This window comes from Shewanella sp. 125m-7, from assembly GCF_052977045.1.
The window spans coordinates 79,843-103,161 of the sequence record NZ_JBRILQ010000007.1 but is presented as its reverse complement, the minus strand read 5'-3'; the positions used below and the strand labels follow the sequence as shown (position 1 = coordinate 103,161).

The window sequence follows — 23,319 nt, the reverse complement described above, 5'->3', positions numbered from 1 at the left end:
TAGGGGTATCAAAAGTTCGTTAGTATGTAACAATATTACGGCTTTTGATTCACTTTAGCGGAATGCTAACTGAAAAATCGTTTTATTAGAAATTCAGTTACACTCTTGGAGGTAGTACATGTTTTTAGCTCAAGAAATTATTCGTAAAAAACGTAATGCTGAGGCTCTTTCGACTGAAGAGATCCAATTCTTCGTCAAGGGTATCACCAACAATACTGTTTCAGAAGGTCAGATCGCAGCCTTTGGCATGGCGGTTTATTTCAATGACATGAACATGGATGAACGTATTGCGTTAACAACAGCGATGCGTGATTCAGGCACAGTGCTAAACTGGCAGTCACTTGACCTTAATGGCCCTATTATCGATAAGCACTCAACTGGCGGTGTGGGGGATGTCATTAGTTTGATGTTAGGCCCAATGGCTGCTGCGTGTGGTGGTTATGTACCGATGATCTCTGGTCGTGGCCTTGGTCATACTGGTGGTACGCTCGATAAGTTTGATGCTATTCCCGGTTATAACACTGAACCTGATAGTGCTCTTTTCCGTAAAGTCGTAAAAGAAGCGGGCGTGGCTATTATTGGTCAAACTGGCGATCTTGTTCCTGCTGATAAGCGTTTCTATTCTATTCGAGATAATACCGCCACAGTTGAATCTATCTCGCTAATCACAGCTTCTATTTTGTCTAAAAAGCTTGCCGCTGGTCTTGATGCTTTAGCGATGGACGTCAAGGTAGGCAGTGGCGCATTTATGCCGACCTATGAAGCATCGGAAGAGCTAGCGCGTAGCATTACCGCAGTCGCAAATGGTGCAGGTACCAAGACCACGGCATTACTAACCGATATGAACCAAGTATTGGCATCATGTGCGGGTAATGCGGTTGAGGTCAAAGAAGCGGTCGACTTTATGACAGGTGCTTATCGCAACCCTCGTCTTTATGAAGTCACTATGGGGCTTTGCGCTGAAATGCTGGTCTTAGGTGGCCTTGCGAGTAACGAGGCTGAGGCGCGCATTAAGTTGAATGCAGTGCTGGATAACGGTAAGGCTGCAGAGATTTTCGGTCGTATGGTTTCAGGCCTAGGTGGTCCAACTGATTTCGTCGAGAACTACAGTAAATACCTACCTGACGCACAAATTATTCGTCCAGTTTATGCGGACAAAGCCGGTTTTGCATCGGCAATGGACACCCGTGAACTCGGACTTGCAGTCGTTACCTTAGGTGGCGGCCGCCGTAAGCCTGGCGATACTCTCGATTACAGCGTAGGACTTTCTAAAGTGTGCGCGTTAGGTGATGAGATTAACGCTGATAAACCGATTGCATTTATTCATGCCCAATCTGAAAACGCCTTTGCTGAAGCACAAGCTGCAGTGAAAAAAGCGATTCATATTGGCGAGACCAAACCAGAAAAAACTCCGGAAATTTATCGTTATATCCGTGAGTCAGATCTGTAACGGAGCACAGTTGATGAAACGTACTATAATCATGATGCTAGACTCATTTGGCATTGGAGAGGCGAGCGATGCGCAAGCCTTTGGCGATGTGGGTTCAAACACATTTGGCAACATTGCTAAGGCGTGTGCAGAAGGTAAGGCAAATGATGGCCGTGAAGGTCCTTTAAAGCTACCTAACCTTGCGCGTTTAGGCCTAGGCCACGCTTCTAAAGAGAGCATGGGTGAGTTTCCTGCAGGTTTTGGTGACGATGTTGAAATTATCGGCGCTTATGGCCATGCTGACGAGCTAAGCTCTGGTAAAGATACACCAAGCGGACATTGGGAAATGGCGGGCGTACCCGTTCTTTATGAATGGGGCTACTTTAGCGAATTAACAAACTCTTTCCCACAAGAATTGACCGATAGAATACTTGCACGCGCAGGTTTAACGGAGTTTCTTGGAAACTGCCACTCTTCAGGCACGGTTATTTTAGAAGAGTTGGGCGATGAGCACATGCGTACCGGCAAGCCAATTTTCTATACCTCTGCTGACTCAGTGTTCCAGATTGCGTGCCACGAAGAGAGTTTTGGTCTTGAGAAGCTTTATGAGCTTTGCATTATTGCCCGTGAAGAGCTTGCCGATTACAACATTGGTCGTGTTATTGCGCGTCCATTTGTAGGTACTTGTGCTAGTGATTTCGAGCGTACGGGTAATCGTCGCGATTACGCGGTTGAGCCACCAGCGCCAACAGTACTGGATAAGCTAAAAGCGGCCGGCGGTGAAGTGGTTAGTGTCGGTAAAATTGCCGATATTTACGCACATTGCGGTATTACCAAAAAAGTTAAAGCAACAGGGCTTGAAGCTCTGTTTGATGCGACGTTAGAGCAAGTTAAACAAGCGGGTGACAATACGATTGTATTCACTAACTTCGTTGACTTTGATTCGCACTATGGTCATCGCCGTGACGTAGCGGGTTACGCTCGTAGTCTTGAGTATTTTGACTCTCGCTTACCAGAGATTTTAGCGTTATTAAATGAAGATGATTTCTTGTTGCTAACGGCTGATCATGGCTGCGATCCAACTTGGCCTGGTAGTGATCATACTCGTGAGCGTGTACCGGTTTTAGCCTATGGCGCTGGCCTTGAGCCTGGCTCGTTAGGGCTGCGAAACAGCTTTGCTGATATGGGACAATCCATTGCCAGCTACTTTAAGCTTGAGCCTATGGAATATGGCGAATCATTTATTCGTTCATAAGCATTAACAATATTTGAATTTGGCGGCTCACATTGGGCCGCTAGCAAACAAGACTTAAGTTGTTTACGACGGTCTAAAAATATAAATAGGGGTTATTCTGATGGCTACACCACACATTAATGCAGCAGACGGTGCGTTTGCAGAAACAGTGCTTTTTCCTGGCGATCCGCTACGTGCTAAGTACATTGCTGAAACGTTTCTAGAGAACGTTGAGCAAGTGACTGATGTACGTAACATGTTTGGTTACACGGGTACTTATAAAGGAACTCGTATCTCTGTTATGGGTTCAGGTATGGGTATTCCTTCAGCCTCGATCTATGCAACTGAGTTGATTAAAGATTACGGCGTAAAGAACCTTATCCGCGTAGGTACTTGTGGCGCAGTAAGCACAGACGTTAAAGTACGTGACGTGATCATCGGTATGGGTGCATGTACTGACTCACAAGTTAACCGTCTACGTTTCAAAGGCCAAGACTTTGCCGCGATTGCAGACTACGGCCTACTTAGCGCCGTTGTTAAAGCAGCTGAAGCCAAAGGGACTAAGTTCCGCGTTGGTAACGTTTTCTCTGCAGACCTATTCTACACGCCAGACCCATCAATGTTCGACGTGATGGAAAAGATGAATATTCTAGGCGTTGAAATGGAAGCTGCAGGCCTTTATGGTGTTGCTGCAGAATTCGGTGCAAAAGCTTTGTGTGTTTGTACTGTATCTGATCATATCCGTACTGGTGAAAAGACTTCTTCTGATGAGCGTCAAACTACCTTCAACGAAATGATCGAAATGACTCTAGAAGCTGCTATCACACTATAGTAGCCACTTTGTAGTCTTAGACTGCGAGGTTGATGAGTAATAAAACGGACGCTTATGCGTCCGTTTTTGTTTTTAGCTAGTCAACTACGTCCTTTGGCTCTGTCTTGGCCTTTGTTACCGTTTTTGTCTTTGGTTTCTTGGCAGCCTTGGCGGCAGCTTTCTCATTCTTCTTTGCGAGTAATTGTCTAAGTTTGACTCTCGCTTTACGTCTATCAAAATCTGCACGTTTAAATGACAAGGCACGCGATAGCAACATACCGATAAGGCCAGCGATAAGCAGCATCATCTGTTGCTGCTCCATATTGATATGATGGGCCTCCTTAATCTCATTGAAAAAGTATTTAGGCTCGAGGCGCACTTCAACATAACCCAAGTTTTTTCCGTCCTGTGAGACAGCCTCGACATAAGGTGGGTACTGGGCCAATGCAGCGGTTAATTCCTCCGATTCAGGCTCTAAATCTTCATTAATCACGCTCTGAGCAAAAGACAGCCTAACGCCATCTTCACTAAAGATACTGGCTGACATGACCTTAGGATCTAGCACCAATGCTTGGGCTAGCCATTGTAACTGCTCATCATTTTCTAATTGTAATGCTGGCGCGGCACCATAAGCTGTTTGCTGAACCAGTAATCTTGCCATCTTCTCTGTTTGGGACTTTAGAAGCTGCTGCCCCTGTAGTAGGCTAGTTTCCCACAACTGATCGAGGCCGATGAATAGTGCGATTGCAACCACAATCTGTAATAATCGGCTTATTCGATGGCTCTTTTTTAGGCCTTTTAAATAGAACACTGAAACCCTTAATTTGTTGTGTACTCACTTAATCATAATGGATTATGTCGGTACTCGGTAGCTGGAGAGTCATAACTAATGGAAAGTTCGAGTCAATCTACTGTTTTTACTTGGTTAAATACAGAAAGTAGCACGTCTTTTATTGCAGGGAAACAAAGATTTTCTCGTCATAGCGAAGCTGAATATCCGGTAAGTTATGCTCGTTATCGAATGGTATTTATTGCACCAGAAAAGGCGGCCTGTAATCAAGGACAAACCGCAGTGTTAATTGTTGAAAATTGGCTGGCTTCACTTAATGTCGATTTGAGCCTTGGGATCATTAAGCGTGACTGTGACCAGCTTTGTATTGAGCTTTGTCTACAGGCCCCACTTACCGTAGAGCAAAAAGCACAATTAAATGAATCCGGGGTGGTCGAGTTATTTCAATTGTTTGCTAACGCTCCAGTCCTTAATCAACCAGGATTATTGGTGATGGATATGGACTCAACTGCAATTGAGATTGAATGTATCGATGAGTTAGCCGTGATGGCGGGGGTTGGCGCAGCCGTGGCTGAAGTGACAGAGCTGGCAATGCAAGGTGAACTTGATTTTGAGCAAAGCCTTAGAGCGCGAGTGGCCAAGCTTAAAGATGCCGATGCCGATATTATTGAAACCCTGTGCGCAATATTACCGCTTATGCCTGGTCTTACCGAGATGATTGCCGAACTTAAAAGTCATGGCTGGTACACAGTGGTTGCCTCTGGCGGCTTTACTCCATTTGTGAATCATCTTAAACACCTATTGCAGCTCGATGCCGCTTTTGCCAATGAGCTTGATATCGCAGATGGTAAGCTACTTGGTACCGTATCGGGTCAAGTTGTCGATGCCCAGTTTAAGGCGGATACCGTGCTTACATGTGCCGATAAGTGGCAAATAGGGGCTGGGCAAAAAGTGGCTATCGGTGATGGCGCCAATGATATTCCTATGATCAAGGTGGCAGATTTTGGCATTGCTTATCATGCTAAACCAAAATTAGCTCAAGCTGCGGATGCACAGATTAATAAATTAGATTTAAAGACACTGCCTTATCTGTTTCAGCTTAAGTAGCACTAAAGGCTCATCACTATCTAGTTATGAGCCTTTTGTTTTAAAATGCTTATATCGTCTTGATTCATCAATTGATACCGATGTCCCGTCGTTTAAATACTTAGTTCATTCGTTTTTTAGTCGTCAGTGATAGAGCATTTACTCTTGTTTTTGTGCTTTAGGTTCAGTAGCTTATTCAAAAAACGATGAGTAGTCCCCTTGAATATCCAGCAAAAATCTTTTTACGTACCTTACAAGCATGGTCACTTGCACTTAAGGCAAATTTTGCCCGTTCAAGCCGATATGAGTAAACCTCCAGTGTTAATGCTGCATGGTGCCATGTCTAACGGCCGTGTTTTTTACAGCGAGTCAGGAAAGGGATTAGCTTGTTACTTAGCCGACTCAGGTGTGGTGGTCTATGTATTAGATACTCAAGGGCGAGGCCTGAGCGAGCCTAAACTTGGCCGCGGTTTTTCTGCTGGGCAGGGCGAGGTGATCCGCGAGCAGTTACCCTTAATTCAGCAATATATTTTATCGCTTCACCCCAATGTTAAAACCGTACATTGGTGCGCCCATTCTTGGGGCGGCGTATTAATGGCGAGCGCCATTGCTCGATACACCAGTCTGCAGCAATCAGTGGCATCGTTGGTGACTTTTGGCAGTAAACGTCGTATCGAAGTGAAGTCATTACAAAAATGGCTGACGGTTAATCTGGTGTGGAATCAACTCGCGCCGTTAATTGCCTGGAAGAGTGGTTACTTGCCTGCAGATAAACTGAAAATGGGTATGGATAACGAGTCTCGGGCATCATTAAGACAAACCATCGAATGGGTGCGTGGCCATTGGGTCGATAACGACGACGGCTTCGATTATGCCAGTGCCGCCAAACAGGCTAATTGGCCCAAGTCGTGGTTTATTGCTGGCAAGGGCGATAAGGTTTTAGGCAATCCAAGTGACGTGCAGCGAATGATAAAGGAGTGTCACATCGAGCGGGTGGATTACACCTTACTATCAAAGAAGCAGGGCTTTAAGCATGACTACGATCATGGCGGTATGCTAACCCATAAGGATGCCGTGAGTGATCACTTTCCTCGACTCAAAGAGTGGTACCACAGCTTTAACGGTTAACGCGTGTTGCTAATACTGTAAACGTCCTGTCTGTGGCACAATTGATGTGCCAGAGGCTCCAGCGCCATTATTCACTTTGTAGCGTCAGGAGTGGTGCCAGTTTGACTAACTCAGCAAGGTTATTCACCCCCAATTTTGTCATTAGTTTTGAGCGATGAACTTCAATGGTTCTTATCGCGACACAAAGCTCATTGGCCATCTGCTTATTGGTGTTACCCGCAATGACCAATCGGAAGATCTGAGTCTCTCGTTCCGACAGTGTGTTGATTAGCGTCTGATGGGTTAATTTCCAATGCTGACGCACGCTGTACTCGAGGCCCTTGGCAATAGATTGCGATAAAAGGTTGCCTTGTACAGGCTTTTGGAAAAAGTCGAAAGCGCCATTTTTAAAGGCGTCGACGGCCATAGGGACATCACCATGACCCGTTAAGAAAATCACCGACAAGGGACTTTTAGCCTCAGTTAGCATTTGCTGCACTTGTGGGCCGGTAAGTCCTGGCATTCTGGCATCTAAGATCACGCAGCCCGCTTGACTTAAATCAACCTCAGTAAGAAAACTATCACCACTATTGAAGCAATTTAACTTATAACCGTAACCATCCATTAAAAAGCTAATGGAATCAATAATGGCCTCGTCATCATCGACTAAGTAAACCGGCCCCTGAATTTGTTGCTCCACTGAACACCTTTGTTTTAGTAATGCTTAACTGATAGATATCTCAGTTTGCTGCTTTTAGCGAACTATTTTGTATAAAGCATGAATTGCATCACGCACTAAAAATGAGGACCTAGCGTAAGCTATCGCTAATCAACCAAATCCCACTATTTACTGAACTTTCAATGCATGCAGGCATCTTGCTGATATTCGCCGTATGAAGGCATTAGTGTGGGTGTTAAGGAAATGAAATTGCCTAAGATTTTGCTTTGCCTATTTGTACTGTTTTTCTCATCAGCTACTTGGTCTAAACCGCAGCAGTTTTATGTTGGCGTGTTGGCAAACTGGGGGCATCAACAGGCGGTAGAGCGCTGGGCACCCATGATGGCGTACCTCAATGCACAAGTGCCAGAGGCTGAGTTTCATGTGTATCCCGGAAATTTTGAAGCGTTAAATTTGGCGATGGAACTAGGGCAAATTCAGTTTATTGTGACCAATCCTGGTCAATACTTGTATCTGTCCAATCAATATCCCTTATCTTGGCTTGCCACAATGCGCTCAAAACGGCATAACGGCACGACGTCAGCTATCGGTTCAGCCATTATCGTGAGTGCCGATAGTGATTACCGCACCTTGTATGACTTAAAAGGCAAGGTGGTTGCAGCAAGCGATCCCCATGCGCTCGGAGGCTATCAGGCGACGGTGGGCTTAATGGATAAATTAGGCATGGATCCTGAAACCTACTTTGGTGAGACTAAGTTTCTTGGGTTTCCACTCGATCCCTTACTCTACCAAGTGAGAGACGGCAATGTCGATGCGGCCATTACGCCCTTGTGTACATTGGAAGATATGGTTGCACGTGGGCTTATCAAGCAGGCCGATTACCGGGTGTTAAACCCAAGTCGTCCAGAGGAGATAGAGTGTCAATGTAGCACCAGCCTTTATCCCAACTGGTCCTTTGCGGCGACGGAGAGTGTTAGTACCGAGTTGAGTAAAGAGATCACCCAAGCCTTGCTGGATTTGAGCGCTGACAGCCCAGAAGCGATTCAAGCGCAATTACAAGGTTGGACATCGCCGATTAGTCAGCTAGCGGTAATAAAGTTGTTTAAAGAATTACACGTTAAGTCGCCTGATGGCGGCCGCTGGGATGCGGTAAAAAAATGGTTAGAAGAAAATCGTCATTGGGGCATCTTATCGGTACTGATTTTTATCATTGCGACCCTGTATCACCTGTGGATTGAATATCGCTTTCACCAAAAAAGCAGTTCATTGATTGAATCAGAGCGGCAGCTTAAGCAGCAAGCTATCGCATTAGAGCGCCTGCAAAGTGCTTCAATCATAGGAGAGATTGGTGCAGGGCTTGCCCATGAGATTAATCAGCCTATTGCTGCCATCACCAGTTATAGCGAAGGCGGTATTATGCGCTTGCAGGGGCAAGAAAAAGCTGACGTACAAGCATGTATTGAGCTACTAGAGAAAATTCATAAGCAATCGACTCGCGCGGGGGAAGTGGTGCATCGTATACGTGGGTTACTTAAGCGACGCGAGTCGGTGATGGAGGATGTTAATATTCTCACCTTAGTGGAGGAGAGCACCTCACTATTGAGACTTGAGCTGGCAAGGCGAGAGATCCAGGTTGCTACCCAAATTAAAGGCGAACCCTTTTTTATTACCGCTGATCGAGTTGGGCTTTTACAAGTGTTGATTAACTTAATAAAAAACAGCTTAGACGCGATAGCCGATTCTGATAATGCCCGCACAGGACAAATCGGTATCGAACTCGACTTTAAAGAGTCTCAAGTCAATATCTCCATCCTTGATAATGGGCCTGGCTTAGTGTTAGAAGCCGATACCTTAATGGCAACCTTCTACACCACAAAAGCTGATGGGCTAGGGCTGGGTTTAGCTATCTGTAATGAGGTGATAAAGGAGCATGATGGGCGCTTTGTATTGGCTAATCGCAATGATGAACAATCTGGCTGCGTAGCAACACTAAACCTTAAGAAGCGTGGCAGTGACTTAGCGATAGAAATTTAATTAGCTTGTATTACTTCGTTAAGCATTAACTAATGTGCGGCCTTTGACTTTACTTTAGTCAGCCGCACATTTTGCATTAAAAACATGCTGTAACCAGCAAAAAGGTAAACTTTTTTACGGTATGTGGTTTACCACAATTTACAGTTTTGAGTCGCTGTGTTGGCGTAAAATTGAACTGTGAATTACCTCACAAAGACCAGCACCACATAGTCAGTATGTGGTTTACCACAATATTCAATCTCTGCTGGCTCAATAACAATGAGGAAAACCTTAGGAATGAGTTGATTGCAAATAGCGATTAACACAGAGCTTAATTCATCGCTCTCCTAAGGATCATTGTCATTGGGAGATTTAACATGAAACTAGATCGGCGAACCTTCATTAAAGGGGCCGGAGCCGGCACAGCGACTTGCGCCTTAGCAACGCTTCCTGGCTCTTTGGCTGCCCTTGGACATTCTGAGCTGCAAGGTAGCGCAGAGTCTATCGCAAGTATTTGTGAAATGTGCTCAACCCGTTGTCCGATCTCTGCCCGTGTGGTTAATGGCAAGAACGTATCGATTCTTGGTAATAAGAATGCTAAATCATTTGGTGGTGCGGTGTGCGCCCGCGGTGGTGCTGGTCACAGCCAGCTTTATGACAAGCAACGTATTGTTAAGCCGCTTAAGCGTGTTGGTGAGCGTGGTGAAGGTAACTGGCAAGAGATTGAGTGGGATGAAGCCTACCGTATCATTGCCAATAACCTCAATAAAATTAAAACTGAGCACGGCGCCGAAACCGTAGCCTTCTCATCAAAATCAGGCTCTCTGTCTGGTCACTTGTTTCATTTAGCTAAAGCCTTTGGCAGCCCAAATACCTTTACTCATGCGTCTACCTGTCCGGGTAGTTATGTGGTTGCGGCTAAAGCGATGTTTGGTGGCAAAATCAAGCGCGACTTAAGCAACTCTAAGTACATCATTAACTTTGGTCATAACCTTTACGAAGGCATTAATATGTCTGAGACCAGAGGCATGATGAATGCACAGATGGAGAAGGGCGCCAAGCTGGTGGTATTTGAACCCCGCTTCTCGATTGTGGCGGATAAAGCCGATGAGTGGTACGCGATTAAGCCGGGTACTGACGTTGCAGTTGCACTGGCCATTTGTCATACCCTAATCGCAGATGACTTATATGACAAAGCGTTTGTGGCGCAGTATGTATCTGGTTTCGATGACTTTGCTAAAGAAGTTAAGGCTTACACACCTGAGTGGGCAGAATCGGTCAGTGACGTGCCAGCTGAAGATATTCGCCGTATCACCCATGAATATGCCGCCGCTGCGCCCCATGCGCTAGTGGATTTTGGCCACCGTTCATCGTTTACTACTGAAGAATTTGAAATGCGCCGTGCGCTATATGCTGCCAACGTATTAGTGGGCAACATTGAGCGTAAAGGTGGACTCTACTTTGGTAAGAAAGCGTCTAGCTATAACAAGTTTGCCGGTGAGAAAGTGTCGCCAACACTGGCAAAACCAGGCGTTGATGGCATGCCAAAGATTGATGCTAAGCGCATCGACATGGTTGATGAGCAGTATGCATTAACCTGGTCGTCGGGCGGTATTTACCAAACAATTCTTGACGCGACATTAGATGCCGTTCCATACCAGTTGCGCGCTTGGGTAATGAGCCGTACTAACCCAATGCAAACCATGACTGACAGAGCGCGCATTGTTGAAACAATGAAAAAGCTCGACTTTGTGGTGGCCTGCGACATCTATATCAGCGAGTCAGCGGCTTACGCCGACATTTTTTTACCAGAATCGACCTATCTTGAGCGTGACGAAGAGATTGCCGATAAGTCGAGTAAGAACCCAGCTTACTATGTGCGTCAACGTGTGGTTGAAACCATTGGCGACACCAAGCCAAGCTGGCAGATCTGGAAAGAGCTCGCCACAGAGCTAGGTCAAGGTCAGTTCTTCCCATGGGAAAACATGGAAACATTGCAGCTGTTCCAAGTGCAGCGTGATGTGAACTTATTAAGAAGAATCAAAGAGGAAGGTTTTGTTAGCTTCGGTAAGCCGTTAATGCTGCGTGAGCGCGGCATGGTAAGAGACTTTGTAGCAACATACCCTAACGCTAAAGCCGTTGATGAAGATGGCACTTATGCTAGCCAGTTAAGCTTTAAAACCCCAACGGGAAAGATTGAACTTAGCTCAGATAAAGTTGAGAAGATGGCGCCGGGTCGTGGGGTCATTCGTTACCGTGAAGTCACCATGAAAAAAGCCGATGAGCTGTTTTTCATTCAAGGAAAAGTGGCTGTGCATACCAATGCTGCTACTCAGAACGTGCCAATGCTGGCTAACTTGATGTCTGACAACGCGGTGTGGATCCATCCGATCACAGCGGGTCTGTTGAATATTTCAAGTGGCGACAAGATTAGGATCTATAACGATACCGGTAGCGAAGAAGGTCATGCCTTGGTCACTCCAGGTATTCGTCCTGACACTGTTTTCGCTTATATGGGCTGCGGTTCAAAGAACAAAGAGCTTGCCCGTGCCACCGGTAAAGGTGTGCATTGCGGTAACTTACTTCCTCATGTGACTTCTCCGGTGACAGGTATGAACCTGCATACCACCGGTGTAAAAATTGCCAAGATTTAATCGGAGTTAATTATGACTAAGCGTTATGTTCTCGTGCACGATGAAAATAAGTGCATTGGCTGCCAAGCATGCAACGTGGCTTGCCGTAGTGAAAACAATGTGCCTGAGTCGGTAACCCGAATTCAGGTCAGAATCGAGGGGCCGTACGGCAACTTCCCTCATCTACATTTTAAATATAACCGTGTATCGTGCGAGCAGTGTGAAAACGCGCCGTGTGTAAAAGTTTGCCCAACGGGCGCGGCTTACGTTAATGACGACGGTATCGTGTCGATTAACGAGAATAAGTGCGTCGGTTGTCTTTACTGTGTTGCGGCTTGCCCGTACAAGGTACGTTTTATTAACCCAGAAACTCGGGTGCCAGATAAGTGTGATTTCTGTAAAGAGACGCGTTTAGCGCGTGGTGAAGAGCCTGCATGTGTCACCGTTTGTCCAACTCAAGCATTAACCTTTGGTGATGCAAACGACATGAACTCTGAAGTGCGTAAAGTGTTAGACACCAAACCTCACTACCAACAAAAGGTAAACCTAGGCACAGAACCGCGGGTCTACCGCATTCCTAGCCGTAAAGGAGGGATCAAAGCATGAACAATATCTGGGGCTCGATGGAACAATACGATCCGGTAGTGTGGAACTGGATTATCGCGGTGTACTTATTCATGGCGGGTTTGTCAGCAGGCTCTATGCTGGTGGCCATTGGACTTAAATGGTACAAGCAAAGTCGTGGTCAACCAACCGAAGGCTTACCTGTGATTAAGGCGGCAGCGGTAATTGGCCCAGTGGCTATCAGTTTAGGTATGGCACTGTTAGTGCTAGATTTGACGAAACCGTTTGAATTTTATCATATTCTGCTTAACTACAACTTAACATCTGTAATGGCGTGGGGTGTAATTGCACTGCTGGTTTATATTCCATTAGTGTTTGTGTTTGCAGCCTTGGTGTTTGAAAAGCTAGTTCTGCAATATGCACCTTGGTTAGCGAGTACATTAAGAGTGTGTCGCCAGCTGGAAAATAGCATTAATAAGCTGATTTTCGCCCTAGGTTTGGGGGTCGGGGTTTATACTGGTTTCCTACTATCTGCGATGATCAGTTATCCAATCTTAAACACTGCGGTACTGCCGGCACTGTTCTTAGCATCAGCCTTGTCAGTGGGCTCAGCGGGTAACATCTTGGTCGCGACTTTGTTCTTTAGTAAGAAAGAGTCAGATTGTATCGAGCAGGTGCACCGTATCGAATACCCTGTGGCCTTTAACGAAGCGCTTTGTTTGGTATTACTGTTTGTCGGGCTTAACTTCTCTGGCCCTGCAGCGCAGGCGGCAACCGCAGCGATTACGACGGGTACTTGGGCGAGTGTATTCTGGATTGGTGTTGTGGGCCTAGGCCTTATTGTGCCAGTCCTTGCCAGTACATTAGCACCGAAGGCTTGGCGCCACACTAAAGGCTTTTTGATCACGGTTTCTTGTAGCACCATCTTAGGCGTGTTAGCGCTAAGACACTTCGTGGTTTACGCAGGTCAAAGTTACATAAGCTAACGCCTACAACTGTTGAATACAAAAGAACCCAGTCATCACTGGGTTCTTTCATTTCTAGCTTTTAATTGATTTACGAGCTTTATAATTGAGTGACAAGCTGAGCTCTTAAGTGAATGGCGTTAAAGCACGACTTTTAGATGATTGTTGGCTTGCTACTTATCTAGGTCAAATCACCTCAAAAGGCCATTAAATATTTACCTGAATGAGCCTGTACCATCTTTTTAGCCCTGCAACTCACTTAGGTATAACCATTTTGGGGTTCATACAAAATCATAGCCATTGTGCGATGAAAGCGGCTACATCAGAGATGACTCCTATGCTATCGGCTATGTTTTACCAATGTTTTTTACCTATGTGGTTGACCAATATGCCTAGCGAGAGAAATTCACTGTGAAGGGGGAGTGGTGGAAGCTGGGGATAATATTTACGGTACAGTGGCTTAACATTGATGATGTGGTCAACTAAAACTGTACACCAACAGGGGGAGCGTGGTCGTCGTTGTTTTGAGGGTTTTAACCTTGAGGAGGGCCCCGCTTGATGGCAGGGCTGTAAAACCTAGCGATTACTTAACCGTTTTGTTGAGTGGTGCCGTTGCTTTTTGAAGCACTGACTCTTGCAGTAAATCGATTGCAGCTGACTTTTTAGCTCGGCTTTTTTTGATTAAAAAACTGCTCGATAGACTGACAATTGCAATGGCTAAAGTGATAAATGGCGCAACCATTAATACCATAGTGACAATTCTCGCGATGTTCTCAGGTAAATAAGATAACGCATAGCCAAAACCGAGCAGTAGGCCACTCCAACTTGCGGCGCTTAACCAAGAGAAATAGTGAAAATGGGCAACGTTCTTAAGATGCAGCCCCATCATTAATGGCAGTAACGGGCGCACGACAGGAATAAAACGCGCGGTAAACAGGGCTAACAAACCATGCTTATTAAGCAAGTTGTCTACCGTTTTCATGCGCTTTTCTGGGACGGCATCTATCCAGCGTTGAATTTTGGGTAGCTTATGTAGCCACCGTCCTTGAATAAAGGCAATCCAGCTCCCTGTCGCACCAGCAACCACTAAGGCGGCAAATGCCATCGGCAAGCTAATAATACCCGCAGCGGCCAGACTTCCCGAAAGAATGACGACACTATCACAGGGCATTGGGGCCGCAGGAAGCAAGGCGCTTTCTAGCCAAATCAAGGTGAAAATACAGAGGTAAATCATGACAGCGCTGCCAGGGCTTTGTAGTAAAGCGAAGTCTTGTTGCCAAAGGGCGGTGATAACTGAGACAAATGAATCTAGCATTGTCGGTGTTCCTAAATGGGCCTAGTACTCAAGGCGGCAACGAGTTGTTGCAATTGCTTGAGCGGATTACTTAAGATTGTTACTCGCGAAGATTACTTATAACAATGACTTGTGAAAGTTACTTAAGCATATTGCTAGTGTGGCGGTTTAGTGGAAAGTCAGAGGGAATGACTCCCCGTCTTGTATGCACAAATCGCCTGAGTCAGCACTATACATCAGGATTTAATAGCGCAAATTAACTATCTTTCTTCATTAATAAAAATACATCTTCAGTTTATTGTTAGTTAATGTTTTCCGAGAAGAGCATGAGTTAGCTTTTACGTTAGGCTCTTAAATTGCGCGTTAATAGTGTTCGGTTTTGTTGAGATTGTATTTAGATTTTTCGTCTTATTTGGCTTTACCTTACATAGTACTATAAATTTAGCCTGCGAATTTGTGACTATATACGCACACTTATCATTATTCGGTGGAGAGTCATTAATTTTTGCTTAGCCACCAAGTCAGTAGGTGTAGCAAAGCAAATGTACTATGGCCGTAAAAATAGACCTCAATCGCAGTAACGCTGATCTTATGAAATTGTAATAGCTCTGGAGCGAAAGAAAAGCCTAAGGTGATTGCGCTGTACCATAATAGGCCTGTCGCTACCGCTAGCAATAGTGCTAATAAGCCCAATCCCTCAATCGTTGCTGCCAAGCCACTAGGCGCAGCTTCAGGTAAGCGTAATGACATCAACACTTTTAGGTCTGATTTTAGCCCGCTAAAATTCCCTGTAAGCCAAGGGTAAAGGTCTGCTAACTTACGTCGATGAAGTACAATGATAAAGAAAATAATGCTGAGTATGAATAGCCCTAATCCGCCGTATATGTGCAATTTATCAATAATAGTCATTTGCGAAAAAGGCGTGTTGCCATGTACATCCATAGCAAATGATATGAGTAACTGCCATAACACCCATGACAGCACGAACAGATGGAGCCACTTTTCAGCTTTTGGTAAATGAATAAACAGGAAAGAGATCCCCTTGCGTGTCTTGAGCATAATTTGCTGGGATTTTCTTTGCATTGCTTTCTCTCTATTTTGAACCTATAGCAACAAGTATAGATATAGCAACCAGTATAGATATAGCAACCAGTATAGATATATCATCAGGATAGATATGGAGAAAATAATGTGATGAGTAAAAGGCTATTTAATATGTGCCATGATTAAGCAAACGAATTAGTCGATAGACTGGTTTTTTTCATCATTAAATGTGGTCAAACTGAACATAAATATTGAGAGTTAAAAAAGGTCACTATGTCATCAGTCAAAAAAGGACTAAAAGCCGTATCGGTACTTGAAGCCAGTAAAGGCGTGTTATCGCTTCTGGTTGTTTTTGGGCTGCACAGGTTAGCCGGTGAAAACATTCAACAATTTGTCGAACTGCTACTCAGTCATTCTCACTTAAATCCAGCTAATCATTTAGTGCAAGAGGCGATTGCTGAAGCAGGCAAGGTTACCGCGAGCAATATCAGTTTTGTGATTTTTGGCGCGCTGGTGTATGCGGCGGTGCGATTTATTGAAGCTTATGGACTGTGGCACAGCCTAGTGTGGACAGAGTGGTTTGCCTTACTTAGTGGGGGGATTTACCTGCCATTTGAGGCGTACGAGATGTTCACTAAACCGAGTTTATTAACGGCGGCGGTGTTAGTCATTAACCTTGTGGTTGTGGGTTATATGTATCGAATAATTAAGCATAAAGATACCTGATTATAGCTTAAACCCTAAGTTACAGCGTCAGCGAGTAACTTAGGGCTTAAGCTCGTTAGGAAGTTAATGCACAGTAATGTAGTTAACTCCTGGATTAACTTTTAGCGCTCAGCTCAGGAAAACGTAATAACACTTCTTGAGTGATATCTAAAAGTTCACCCACGCCGATGATATTCCATAATTGTTGTTCGAGTTTTTTGCCTTTGTGCGGGGCGTGAATTGCAATATATTCACGTTCACGACGTATGTAACTTAAGTCTGGTTTACCTGTGGCGCCGCGGTACACTCGCAGCGCTAAAAACTCACCTAGCTTTTGGCTGCGCTTAATAAAACTAAGCTGTTGGGCATACTCTGGCATGTCGCTGTCGGTGATGCAGCGAACTTTAGTTTGCCCCTGAGACATACGTGAGATCTGCACCAAGACGTCGAAGTGAGATAAACCATGTAGAGGCTTCATCGTGCGAATAGGCGTAATGAAGTCACGCTTGAGTTTTTCGTCATTCAGCAGCGGTGTTAAGTCATACGCTAACGTATTATCGCTTTGAGAAGCGAAGAGATTGGCAATGTGATTTTGCTCTTTGCCGATCCCTAATGTCGAGATATAAGCTGACTTTACCGTGCGCTCAAGATAGAAGGGAACCGAAACCAGCTTTCGCATAATGATATTTTTCATGCCATCGGCGAGCTCTTTAACGTTATGGTTGTTCTCAGTGAGCTTTTGCAGTTTCTCGCGGTTATGTTCAATCAATCGGTTTAAAAACTCGACACCGATATGTGGCGTGTGGCCGACTTGCGCCGTAAGGTGCAGAGTGACGCCGTTTTTACGAGTACGGATCAATCGGTAAGGCAGTGACGCTAAGGAGGTTTTACCGGCAAGGGTTTGTAGCTTAGGGAAGCTGATTAAAATCGGCTCGGCGTCAGTGAAGGCTACCGGTGCTGTGATGCTAAGCTTCATGCCTCGGCTGGAAATATCATCGGTAATAGCGCTTACACTGAGCTTACCTTGGCTGAGCTGGACCGCCGTTTTAAAGGCAAAGCGCGACTCATTGCGTCGTTCGCTAAATTGCAGCGAGATAAGCTTAATGGTGTGCTGTGATATTTTCTTTTGACCAAAGATTTTAAGCTCATTCGCACTAGCTTGATTATCTGCGTCTTGATTCACTTGTCCCCAAGGTTTATACCGCTCAGTCGCCTTGGTTGGCGTCATATCAATGACGTGTAATACATGGCTAAAAGCGCTTAGTTGAGTCTCTGTTAACGCACTGTAGCGTCCCTCGTCACCGGGCAGAATACTGGCTTTATAGGATTGCTGGTGGTCGATGGCATGTTTTGCCACCTTAAATATTTTAAAGCTAGGTTTTGTCGTCGCAAAACTTAAAAATAGTGCTAGCAGCTTACGAGAGTTAAGCTCCGCTAAGCTTGCTGAATAAAAGAACTTTGCAGCTTGTGCGGTGAAGGTAAAGCAGAAGAAGTGGCTATGTGGGCTATCATCTCCAGAATCTATTATCCGCTTGAGTCTTGCTGGCGTAAGAAAGCTGCTTAGCTGGCTAATGTCCTCTTCATCTTTGAAGTATTCGCTAATGGCTTGGTTATCACGACTCAGTAGTTTATGGCTGAGTACGAGTTGTGGCGCGCTATTAACCTCAGAGCTCGCTCTCGTTTCAACAAATAACGGCAGGTGAGGTAAGTGCGGTAAATAATGGCGCTCAAAACCAAGCCCTTTAGTGGTCACCAACACGTCATTAACGTCAACTTTGTAACGGAACTTATGGCCTCGGATCAGTTTCTCTAGCATATCCGTCAAGGCTTCTGTGCCAGAGACCCGTTTTAGTCTGAGCCAGCTGTATTCTTGATTTTGTTCTATGTCGACTATTTGATAGTCCACGCCTTGCTGTAGATCTTGATGATAATATTCATCGCTCAGCTCCAGCAGTTTTACTCGAATAGGCATAGTTGTTTGTACGCCATGTTTTGCCTTGAGGCGAATGCGTGCGCCGCCCACCGAGAGATCAACGGTAATACCATCAAGATTGAGGTGGCCTTGAGTCACGTTAATGCGCATGCTGTAATTCATTCGCTCTTCACTGCGGGCAAAGTAACTGCCTAATACCACGCCATCGGCAACAAAGGGGGATACGCTCGCAACGGGCTCAATTTGATTCGATTGGCGTTGTTTGGTAATGCGTCGCTTGTGGTCGTCAATGACTTGCTCATACACGCCTAGGGTATATTCGTCGCGATAAAGTGCGAGGGCTTCTAAGAAGCTTTCTTGAGCAGGAGCGTCGAGATAGTGCTGTTGATTGGCAAAATTAAAGACCTGACATTCGAGCTCAGTTTTATTGCGTAAGTCTATATTTCGAGTGCAGCTTGAGGCGAGTCTATTGAGCTCCATTTTGAGCAGAAAGCGAGTTGAGTTGGTTTCATCAGCTGTGAGCTGTTCGAACAGTTCTGAGAATTCAGGTTCCATTAACAGGGGCTTTAACTGTTCAACAAGTGCTTTGTGCAAATCTAAAGTCATTAATCACTTCTTTTGGGATGCTAAAAAGACCAAGGGCTGGTAGGCTCATGGGCAATATTCAGGGGAATGACGATTGTTCCCCCTATCTTAAATAAGTATCGGCCAATATTGGCGTTACTTTACTGATTTTACGCGATCTAAAAAGAGTTATGGCAAAGAATAAAACAGCTTACGTATGTAATGAGTGCGGTCAAGATTTTCCTCGCTGGCAAGGGCAGTGTAGCGCTTGTCAGGAGTGGAATACCATTAGCGAACTTAAAATTTCCGCATCTAAGCCGGCTCGCAGTAGCGTTTCTGGTTATGCGGGATCGGTTGGCGGTGGCTCAAAGAAGCTAAAAGAGGTTGAAGAGTTTGAAGCGCAGAAGATGCTCACCGGTATTGGTGAGCTTGACCGTGTGCTATGCGGCGGATTAACCACGGGCTCGGTCAATATTATTTCTGGCGATCCGGGCGCAGGTAAAACTACCATTTTATCGGATTTAGTCTCACGTATGTCGCAGTTAATGCCGTCACTTTACTGTACCGCCGAAGAGTCATTGTCTCAGTTTAAGAATCGTGTGAACCGCCTTAAGTTAAATTACAACGAAGACAATTTATATTTAATGGCTGAAACCAGCGTTGAAGCCATTATTGCTGAACTTGAGGATAAAAAAATCAAGTTTGCGGTTATCGACTCTATCCAAGCTGTAGTTACCGATGTCGCTAACGGTAGCCCAGGTTCTCCTTCACAGGTGAAAAGTAGCGCTCAAGCATTAACTCAGTATTGTAAGCAAAATAACGTGACTATGTTTTTAGTGGCGCACGTTAATAAGAATAATGAAACTGCAGGCCCGCAAACGCTTATTCATATCGTCGATTGTTTAACGCATATCGAGTGTAACGATGGACAAATTCGCACACTTAGAGCGAACAAGAACCGTTTTGGCGATGTCGATACCGTGGGTATTTTTAAAATGACAGAACGCGGCATGATCAGTGTCGACAACCCGAGTGAGATTTTTCTTTCCGGCTCGACAACCGAGTCGCCTGGGGCCGCGATTACCTGTATCCGTAAAGGTAACCGTAACCTATTACTTGAGATCCAATGCTTAACCACAGAAACAGAGGCTGAGTTTCCACAGCGGGTTTGTGTGGGGCTGAATATGAACCGGATTAAGATGCTCACCGGTATTTTACGTAAGCACACTAAGACTAAAATATTCCACGATACCTATTTTAACTTGGTTGGTGGTCTTAAAATTGATGAGTCTGAGACCTGTATCGATCTGGCATTAGTCACAGCATTACTCAGTAGTTTGAATGACTTTGTCGTACCAAGAACGACTTGCATCATGGGTGAATTGAGTTTAAATGGCGACGTACGCCCTATCGATAGCGGCGTACCTAGAGTTAAAGAAGCGGTTCAACATGGCTTTACGGAGATCTATATTCCATTTCGTAATTACCATAAGTCGATGGAAGGTTCTGGTGCTAAAATCATTCCGGTGAAGACCATTCATGAACTGATTGAGTTGATCAATTAGTTCAACTAAATCAAACAAAAACGCCGCAAATGATTGCGGCGTTTTTGTTTGATATTTATCGAGTCGGGGCAGATGATCACTGGATAATACCAATCACCTATTTAGTACGATTGCTATTATCAGGTATTAATCAGGTATTAGTGTTGTTATTTTGCTCGAACAATCGTTCTAACTCTCTGTCGAGTAGCGTCGCATCACCAAGGTTAAGTTCAAGTATTCTGCGTAAGTGGCTAATACTTTCGACATCGATATATTGGCACGCTAAACCGAGTTGATTGTCTTTTTGATGTACCACACGAGTTTGCATCTGCACACAGACCTCAGAATCTTGAATGGTAAACTCGAGAGTTAGGGGAGCATCAGTTAGCGCGAATCCCTGAGGTCGCTCGACTAAAGCACCATTAAGGCTAATGTCCACAAGCTTAGTTTCCCAGCTATTATCATGGTTAATTAGCTTGGCATCTGTGGTGAAAATTAACCGAGAAAATAACCGTCTATCATCCATATCATCCATATCATTCCTCAAGCACCGCAGTATGTTGAGCTGCTGTGTGTATAGGCTATGTTTGTATCATCATTTTAGCGCAATCATAAGCTAACTGATTATTCTTATACAAATTTGGAGCGAATAAACTTGAGTTGACTAGAGTTGACTAGAGTATCTTGCGATTAGGCTGCTTGCTCATTGTCACATTCGACTAGGCTTTGCGGCGCGACATAATCAACTGCCTAGCTTGCTGAGCTATTGTTTATTTAACTAACGTTTATTGAGCTGTGGCCCTGTCATACTGAGCTGAGTCATGTGTTAATTGTTTATGTACCATTAAGTTATAGGTCAAAATAGCGATACTCACGAGTTGGTATAGCATGCCAGACCAAGATAATAGGTAGACTGAAAGGGTTAAGTTAAGAATATTACTGACCAACATCGCAGAGCGTAACTTTGTGCCGTTTGAGTAAAATAGTGCAAAACTCATCACTATCGCACTTGCAACTGCACACCACTCACTCCAATGTTCGGCCCACAAAAAACCTTGTAAAACAGCAATGCTTGAAAAAAGTATTGGCAACAACGGATTGCAATGGGCGCCTGATTGATAACGGCGGGTAGCAAAGCGCACCACATTAAGTAGCTGATTGAACATGCCGAGACTGCTACCAAGTAAGCCTAAATGCGCAGCGGTTAAGCCTGCGGCGACAAGATTACCTGAGAATAACTGTTGATCATTTTTTTGTGCGTTGGCCCACCAGCCAATAGCCATTGAAACGAAGCCTAAGGCCTGTACCCAAAATAACGCATGATGTGATAACTCAAACACTAAACAGCAAAACCCAATAGACAATAGAAAGCGGAGTGCTATTGTCGTTTTTTTGCGCGGCAAAACTGTGAGCTTAAGCAGCTTACTTGTTTTTTACTGTTCAGTTTTATAGCGAGTTGTGAGCTAGAACACTTAATATTCGCTTTAGCTAAACTAGTGCGGGTAAACCCTATCCTAAATAGGCTTGGTCTACATAATCTGGGTCAGGTTAAAATCCTGTTCCTACATTGACATACCAGGCCGTATCTTCAGGGCCTCTGGCTAAGTCAATACCCATGTGTAAGCCATAACGACGCGCAATAGTGTATCGAAAGCCTGCACCGTAGGCACTTTGCTGTTCGCTATCCCACATATCACTATTGCTCTTGCCTGCAAGTCCACTGCCGACAAATGAGACTAGCATCCAGCGGGGGTTAATTTTCCACATCAGTTGTACCTCGCCAGCACTGACATTTTGGCCTTGATAACGGTTTTTGGGAATGCCACGCAGATCGATATATGGATAGGTAAAGATGGGTAAGCGGTTGTCACTCTCAATGGCTTGATATTGCAGCTTTACACCTAAGGTGAACTTAGCGCTAACAGGCCAATAATTGCTGCCTTTGGCGTTAAAGGTTTGGTAGTTATAGTCGCTGCCAATCTCTTTGCTAAACCAGTCATATTCAAATAGATAGTTATAACCGCTGGTGGGTAAGAAAAAGTTATTTAAGCTATCGTACTCTATGATCGCGCCAAGTGAAGAAACACGTGGCGAGGTGTTAATCATAGCGCGCAGACGATCTATGAGCTCTGGCGGGATATCGCTAAATTCGCGGCGACTGCTTAAATCGAGATTAAGGTATTTTTGTGACAGGCCAACAAACAGTGGGCTTTTTTTAATACGATATTGAAGTTTTTGAACTACGCCATAGCCTTGCATATTCATATCCAGCGCAAGATCTTGGGCGAAATCACTTTGGCTATAAAAGCTCATGTTTACATCACCGTATCCGCCGCCTACGAGATAGCGAATACTATCTTGGGCCCAGGTTTGCCTATGTCCTGCAAACCCCATTTTAGTTCCATTATCAGTGGCGCCAATGCCGATGACTGAGATCCCTGGAGTGAGTAGCTGAGCTCCACCATCGATAGAGTGAGTGGCAAGATCCTTGCGCGCCTGTTGTTGCTCAGGGCTTTCATGCAAAAACATCCCCATCACTGCAAGGCCGTTACCTACAGATGGCTCGGTAATGATAGTGGGTACAGGTAAAAAACCATAGGCGTTTTCAGCTAGATATTCTCCGGCGTCAAAATAGCCGTCGATCGGATCGAAAAAATCAATTGAGGCATTAGCATACAATGGAGACGAGCAAGCCAAACAAATTAAACCGACTTTCACTATTCTATTGAGAAACATCTGATTTCTCCCTTATCCCTATGGAGCTTCAGTATACGCAAAATAGTAAAAAAGATTCAAAAAAGCAGTTAATCGATAGCTTATGGATAACAGGCAAAGGTAAAATAGATCGCTTACGTTACGCTTTGCTTGATAGATGGTATTGAACCTCGCGATTGGGTTTATCGATTCAGAGCTAACAGGGCGGA

19 protein-coding genes are annotated in these 23,319 nt (G+C 44.8%); 11 read left to right on the top strand and 8 right to left on the bottom strand.

Translation table 11 applies throughout. From position 1 onward, the window contains the following. The first annotated feature begins 118 nt into the window (after positions 1-118). From deoA to deoD, 3 genes are all read left to right on the top strand, one after another. Entirely contained in the window at positions 119-1,450 is a 1,332-nt protein-coding gene (gene deoA, locus ACVBIL_RS05250) for a thymidine phosphorylase (protein ID WP_447165939.1), read from the top strand. 13 nt (positions 1,451-1,463) lie between these two features. Beyond that, positions 1,464-2,684 (top strand): phosphopentomutase, encoded by a 1,221-nt coding sequence (locus ACVBIL_RS05245; RefSeq protein WP_447165938.1) that lies wholly within the window; start codon positions 1,464-1,466, stop codon positions 2,682-2,684. Between the two features lie 100 nt (positions 2,685-2,784). Then, the gene (gene deoD, locus ACVBIL_RS05240) at positions 2,785-3,495 is read left to right on the top strand and encodes a purine-nucleoside phosphorylase (RefSeq protein WP_447165937.1); all 711 of its coding nucleotides are present in this window, start codon (positions 2,785-2,787) and stop codon (positions 3,493-3,495) included. Positions 3,496-3,571: 76 nt separating this feature from the next. On the opposite strand, the gene ACVBIL_RS05235 is transcribed toward deoD, so the two are convergent. Next, entirely contained in the window at positions 3,572-4,285 is a 714-nt protein-coding gene (locus tag ACVBIL_RS05235; RefSeq protein WP_447165936.1) for a YtjB family periplasmic protein, read from the bottom strand. A 78-nt stretch (positions 4,286-4,363) separates the two neighbouring features. Between ACVBIL_RS05235 and serB the strand changes: the two genes are divergently transcribed. Further along, positions 4,364-5,371 (top strand): phosphoserine phosphatase SerB, encoded by a 1,008-nt coding sequence (serB, locus tag ACVBIL_RS05230; protein ID WP_447165935.1) that lies wholly within the window; start codon positions 4,364-4,366, stop codon positions 5,369-5,371. A gap of 198 nt (positions 5,372-5,569) precedes the next feature. Next, positions 5,570-6,478: an alpha/beta fold hydrolase gene (locus ACVBIL_RS05225; protein ID WP_447165934.1), complete on the top strand. Its 909-nt coding sequence runs from the start codon at positions 5,570-5,572 to the stop codon at positions 6,476-6,478. Between the two features lie 67 nt (positions 6,479-6,545). On the opposite strand, the gene ACVBIL_RS05220 is transcribed toward ACVBIL_RS05225, so the two are convergent. Continuing rightward, entirely contained in the window at positions 6,546-7,157 is a 612-nt protein-coding gene (locus ACVBIL_RS05220; RefSeq protein WP_447165933.1) for a response regulator transcription factor, read from the bottom strand. A 222-nt stretch (positions 7,158-7,379) separates the two neighbouring features. Between ACVBIL_RS05220 and ACVBIL_RS05215 the strand changes: the two genes are divergently transcribed. The 4 genes from ACVBIL_RS05215 (at position 7,380) to nrfD (ending at position 13,332) form a co-directional block, all read left to right on the top strand. Further along, complete coding sequence (locus ACVBIL_RS05215; RefSeq protein ID WP_447165932.1) at positions 7,380-9,170, top strand: sensor histidine kinase; 1,791 nt, start codon at positions 7,380-7,382, stop codon at positions 9,168-9,170. 356 nt (positions 9,171-9,526) lie between these two features. Next, positions 9,527-11,803: a thiosulfate reductase PhsA gene (gene phsA, locus ACVBIL_RS05210; RefSeq protein ID WP_447165931.1), complete on the top strand. Its 2,277-nt coding sequence runs from the start codon at positions 9,527-9,529 to the stop codon at positions 11,801-11,803. A 12-nt stretch (positions 11,804-11,815) separates the two neighbouring features. Beyond that, on the top strand, positions 11,816-12,388 hold the full coding sequence (locus ACVBIL_RS05205) for a 4Fe-4S dicluster domain-containing protein (RefSeq protein WP_447165930.1): 573 nt from the start codon (positions 11,816-11,818) through the stop codon (positions 12,386-12,388). Next, positions 12,385-13,332 carry an NrfD/PsrC family molybdoenzyme membrane anchor subunit gene (gene nrfD / locus ACVBIL_RS05200; protein WP_447165929.1) on the top strand — a complete coding sequence of 316 codons (948 nt, stop codon included), beginning with the start codon at positions 12,385-12,387 and terminating at the stop codon, positions 13,330-13,332. Before ACVBIL_RS05205 ends, nrfD begins: the two co-directional genes overlap by 4 nt. Positions 13,333-13,894: 562 nt before the next feature. Here nrfD and ACVBIL_RS05195 read toward each other — a convergent pair. Further along, on the bottom strand, positions 13,895-14,626 hold the full coding sequence (locus tag ACVBIL_RS05195; protein WP_447165928.1) for a DedA family protein: 732 nt from the start codon (positions 14,624-14,626) through the stop codon (positions 13,895-13,897). Between the two features lie 477 nt (positions 14,627-15,103). Further along, a complete protein-coding gene (locus tag ACVBIL_RS05190; protein WP_447165927.1) occupies positions 15,104-15,688 on the bottom strand; it encodes a hypothetical protein in 585 nt (194 codons plus the stop codon). A 234-nt stretch (positions 15,689-15,922) separates the two neighbouring features. Here ACVBIL_RS05190 and ACVBIL_RS05185 point away from each other — a divergent pair, with 234 nt between their 5' ends. Continuing rightward, positions 15,923-16,375 (top strand): DUF2127 domain-containing protein, encoded by a 453-nt coding sequence (locus tag ACVBIL_RS05185; RefSeq protein ID WP_447165926.1) that lies wholly within the window; start codon positions 15,923-15,925, stop codon positions 16,373-16,375. Positions 16,376-16,469: 94 nt separating this feature from the next. On the opposite strand, the gene ACVBIL_RS05180 is transcribed toward ACVBIL_RS05185, so the two are convergent. After that, positions 16,470-18,893, bottom strand: a complete 2,424-nt coding sequence (locus ACVBIL_RS05180; RefSeq protein ID WP_447165925.1) for a PilZ domain-containing protein — start codon at positions 18,891-18,893, stop codon at positions 16,470-16,472. A gap of 149 nt (positions 18,894-19,042) precedes the next feature. Between ACVBIL_RS05180 and radA the strand changes: the two genes are divergently transcribed. Beyond that, positions 19,043-20,416, top strand: coding sequence for a DNA repair protein RadA (gene radA / locus ACVBIL_RS05175; RefSeq protein WP_447165924.1), 1,374 nt, complete (start codon positions 19,043-19,045; stop codon positions 20,414-20,416). A gap of 130 nt (positions 20,417-20,546) precedes the next feature. Here the strand turns inward: radA and ACVBIL_RS05170 are convergent, their stop codons facing one another. The 3 genes from ACVBIL_RS05170 to ACVBIL_RS05160 form a co-directional block, all read right to left on the bottom strand. Beyond that, on the bottom strand, positions 20,547-20,921 hold the full coding sequence (locus tag ACVBIL_RS05170) for a PilZ domain-containing protein (protein ID WP_447165982.1): 375 nt from the start codon (positions 20,919-20,921) through the stop codon (positions 20,547-20,549). A 259-nt stretch (positions 20,922-21,180) separates the two neighbouring features. After that, positions 21,181-21,735: a YgjV family protein gene (locus ACVBIL_RS05165; RefSeq protein WP_447165923.1), complete on the bottom strand. Its 555-nt coding sequence runs from the start codon at positions 21,733-21,735 to the stop codon at positions 21,181-21,183. Between the two features lie 208 nt (positions 21,736-21,943). Beyond that, positions 21,944-23,131 (bottom strand): BamA/TamA family outer membrane protein, encoded by a 1,188-nt coding sequence (locus ACVBIL_RS05160; RefSeq protein ID WP_447165922.1) that lies wholly within the window; start codon positions 23,129-23,131, stop codon positions 21,944-21,946. Between the last annotated feature and the right edge of the window lie 188 nt (positions 23,132-23,319).

Bases quoted from the DNA above. Each gene is read 5' to 3' on its own strand.
- deoA (WP_447165939.1), top strand. From the start codon at position 119: ATGTTTTTAGCTCAAGAAATTATTCGTAAAAAACGTAATGCTGAGGCT.
- ACVBIL_RS05245 (WP_447165938.1), top strand. From the start codon at position 1,464: ATGAAACGTACTATAATCATGATGCTAGACTCATTTGGCATTGGAGAG.
- deoD (WP_447165937.1), top strand. From the start codon at position 2,785: ATGGCTACACCACACATTAATGCAGCAGACGGTGCGTTTGCAGAAACA.
- serB (WP_447165935.1), top strand. From the start codon at position 4,364: ATGGAAAGTTCGAGTCAATCTACTGTTTTTACTTGGTTAAATACAGAA.
- ACVBIL_RS05215 (WP_447165932.1), top strand. From the start codon at position 7,380: ATGAAATTGCCTAAGATTTTGCTTTGCCTATTTGTACTGTTTTTCTCA.
- phsA (WP_447165931.1), top strand. From the start codon at position 9,527: ATGAAACTAGATCGGCGAACCTTCATTAAAGGGGCCGGAGCCGGCACA.
- ACVBIL_RS05205 (WP_447165930.1), top strand. From the start codon at position 11,816: ATGACTAAGCGTTATGTTCTCGTGCACGATGAAAATAAGTGCATTGGC.
- nrfD (WP_447165929.1), top strand. From the start codon at position 12,385: ATGAACAATATCTGGGGCTCGATGGAACAATACGATCCGGTAGTGTGG.
- ACVBIL_RS05195 (WP_447165928.1), bottom strand. From the start codon at position 14,626: ATGCTAGATTCATTTGTCTCAGTTATCACCGCCCTTTGGCAACAAGAC.
- ACVBIL_RS05190 (WP_447165927.1), bottom strand. From the start codon at position 15,688: ATGCAAAGAAAATCCCAGCAAATTATGCTCAAGACACGCAAGGGGATC.
- ACVBIL_RS05185 (WP_447165926.1), top strand. From the start codon at position 15,923: ATGTCATCAGTCAAAAAAGGACTAAAAGCCGTATCGGTACTTGAAGCC.
- ACVBIL_RS05180 (WP_447165925.1), bottom strand. From the start codon at position 18,893: ATGACTTTAGATTTGCACAAAGCACTTGTTGAACAGTTAAAGCCCCTG.
- radA (WP_447165924.1), top strand. From the start codon at position 19,043: ATGGCAAAGAATAAAACAGCTTACGTATGTAATGAGTGCGGTCAAGAT.
- ACVBIL_RS05170 (WP_447165982.1), bottom strand. From the start codon at position 20,921: ATGGATGATAGACGGTTATTTTCTCGGTTAATTTTCACCACAGATGCC.
- ACVBIL_RS05160 (WP_447165922.1), bottom strand. From the start codon at position 23,131: ATGTTTCTCAATAGAATAGTGAAAGTCGGTTTAATTTGTTTGGCTTGC.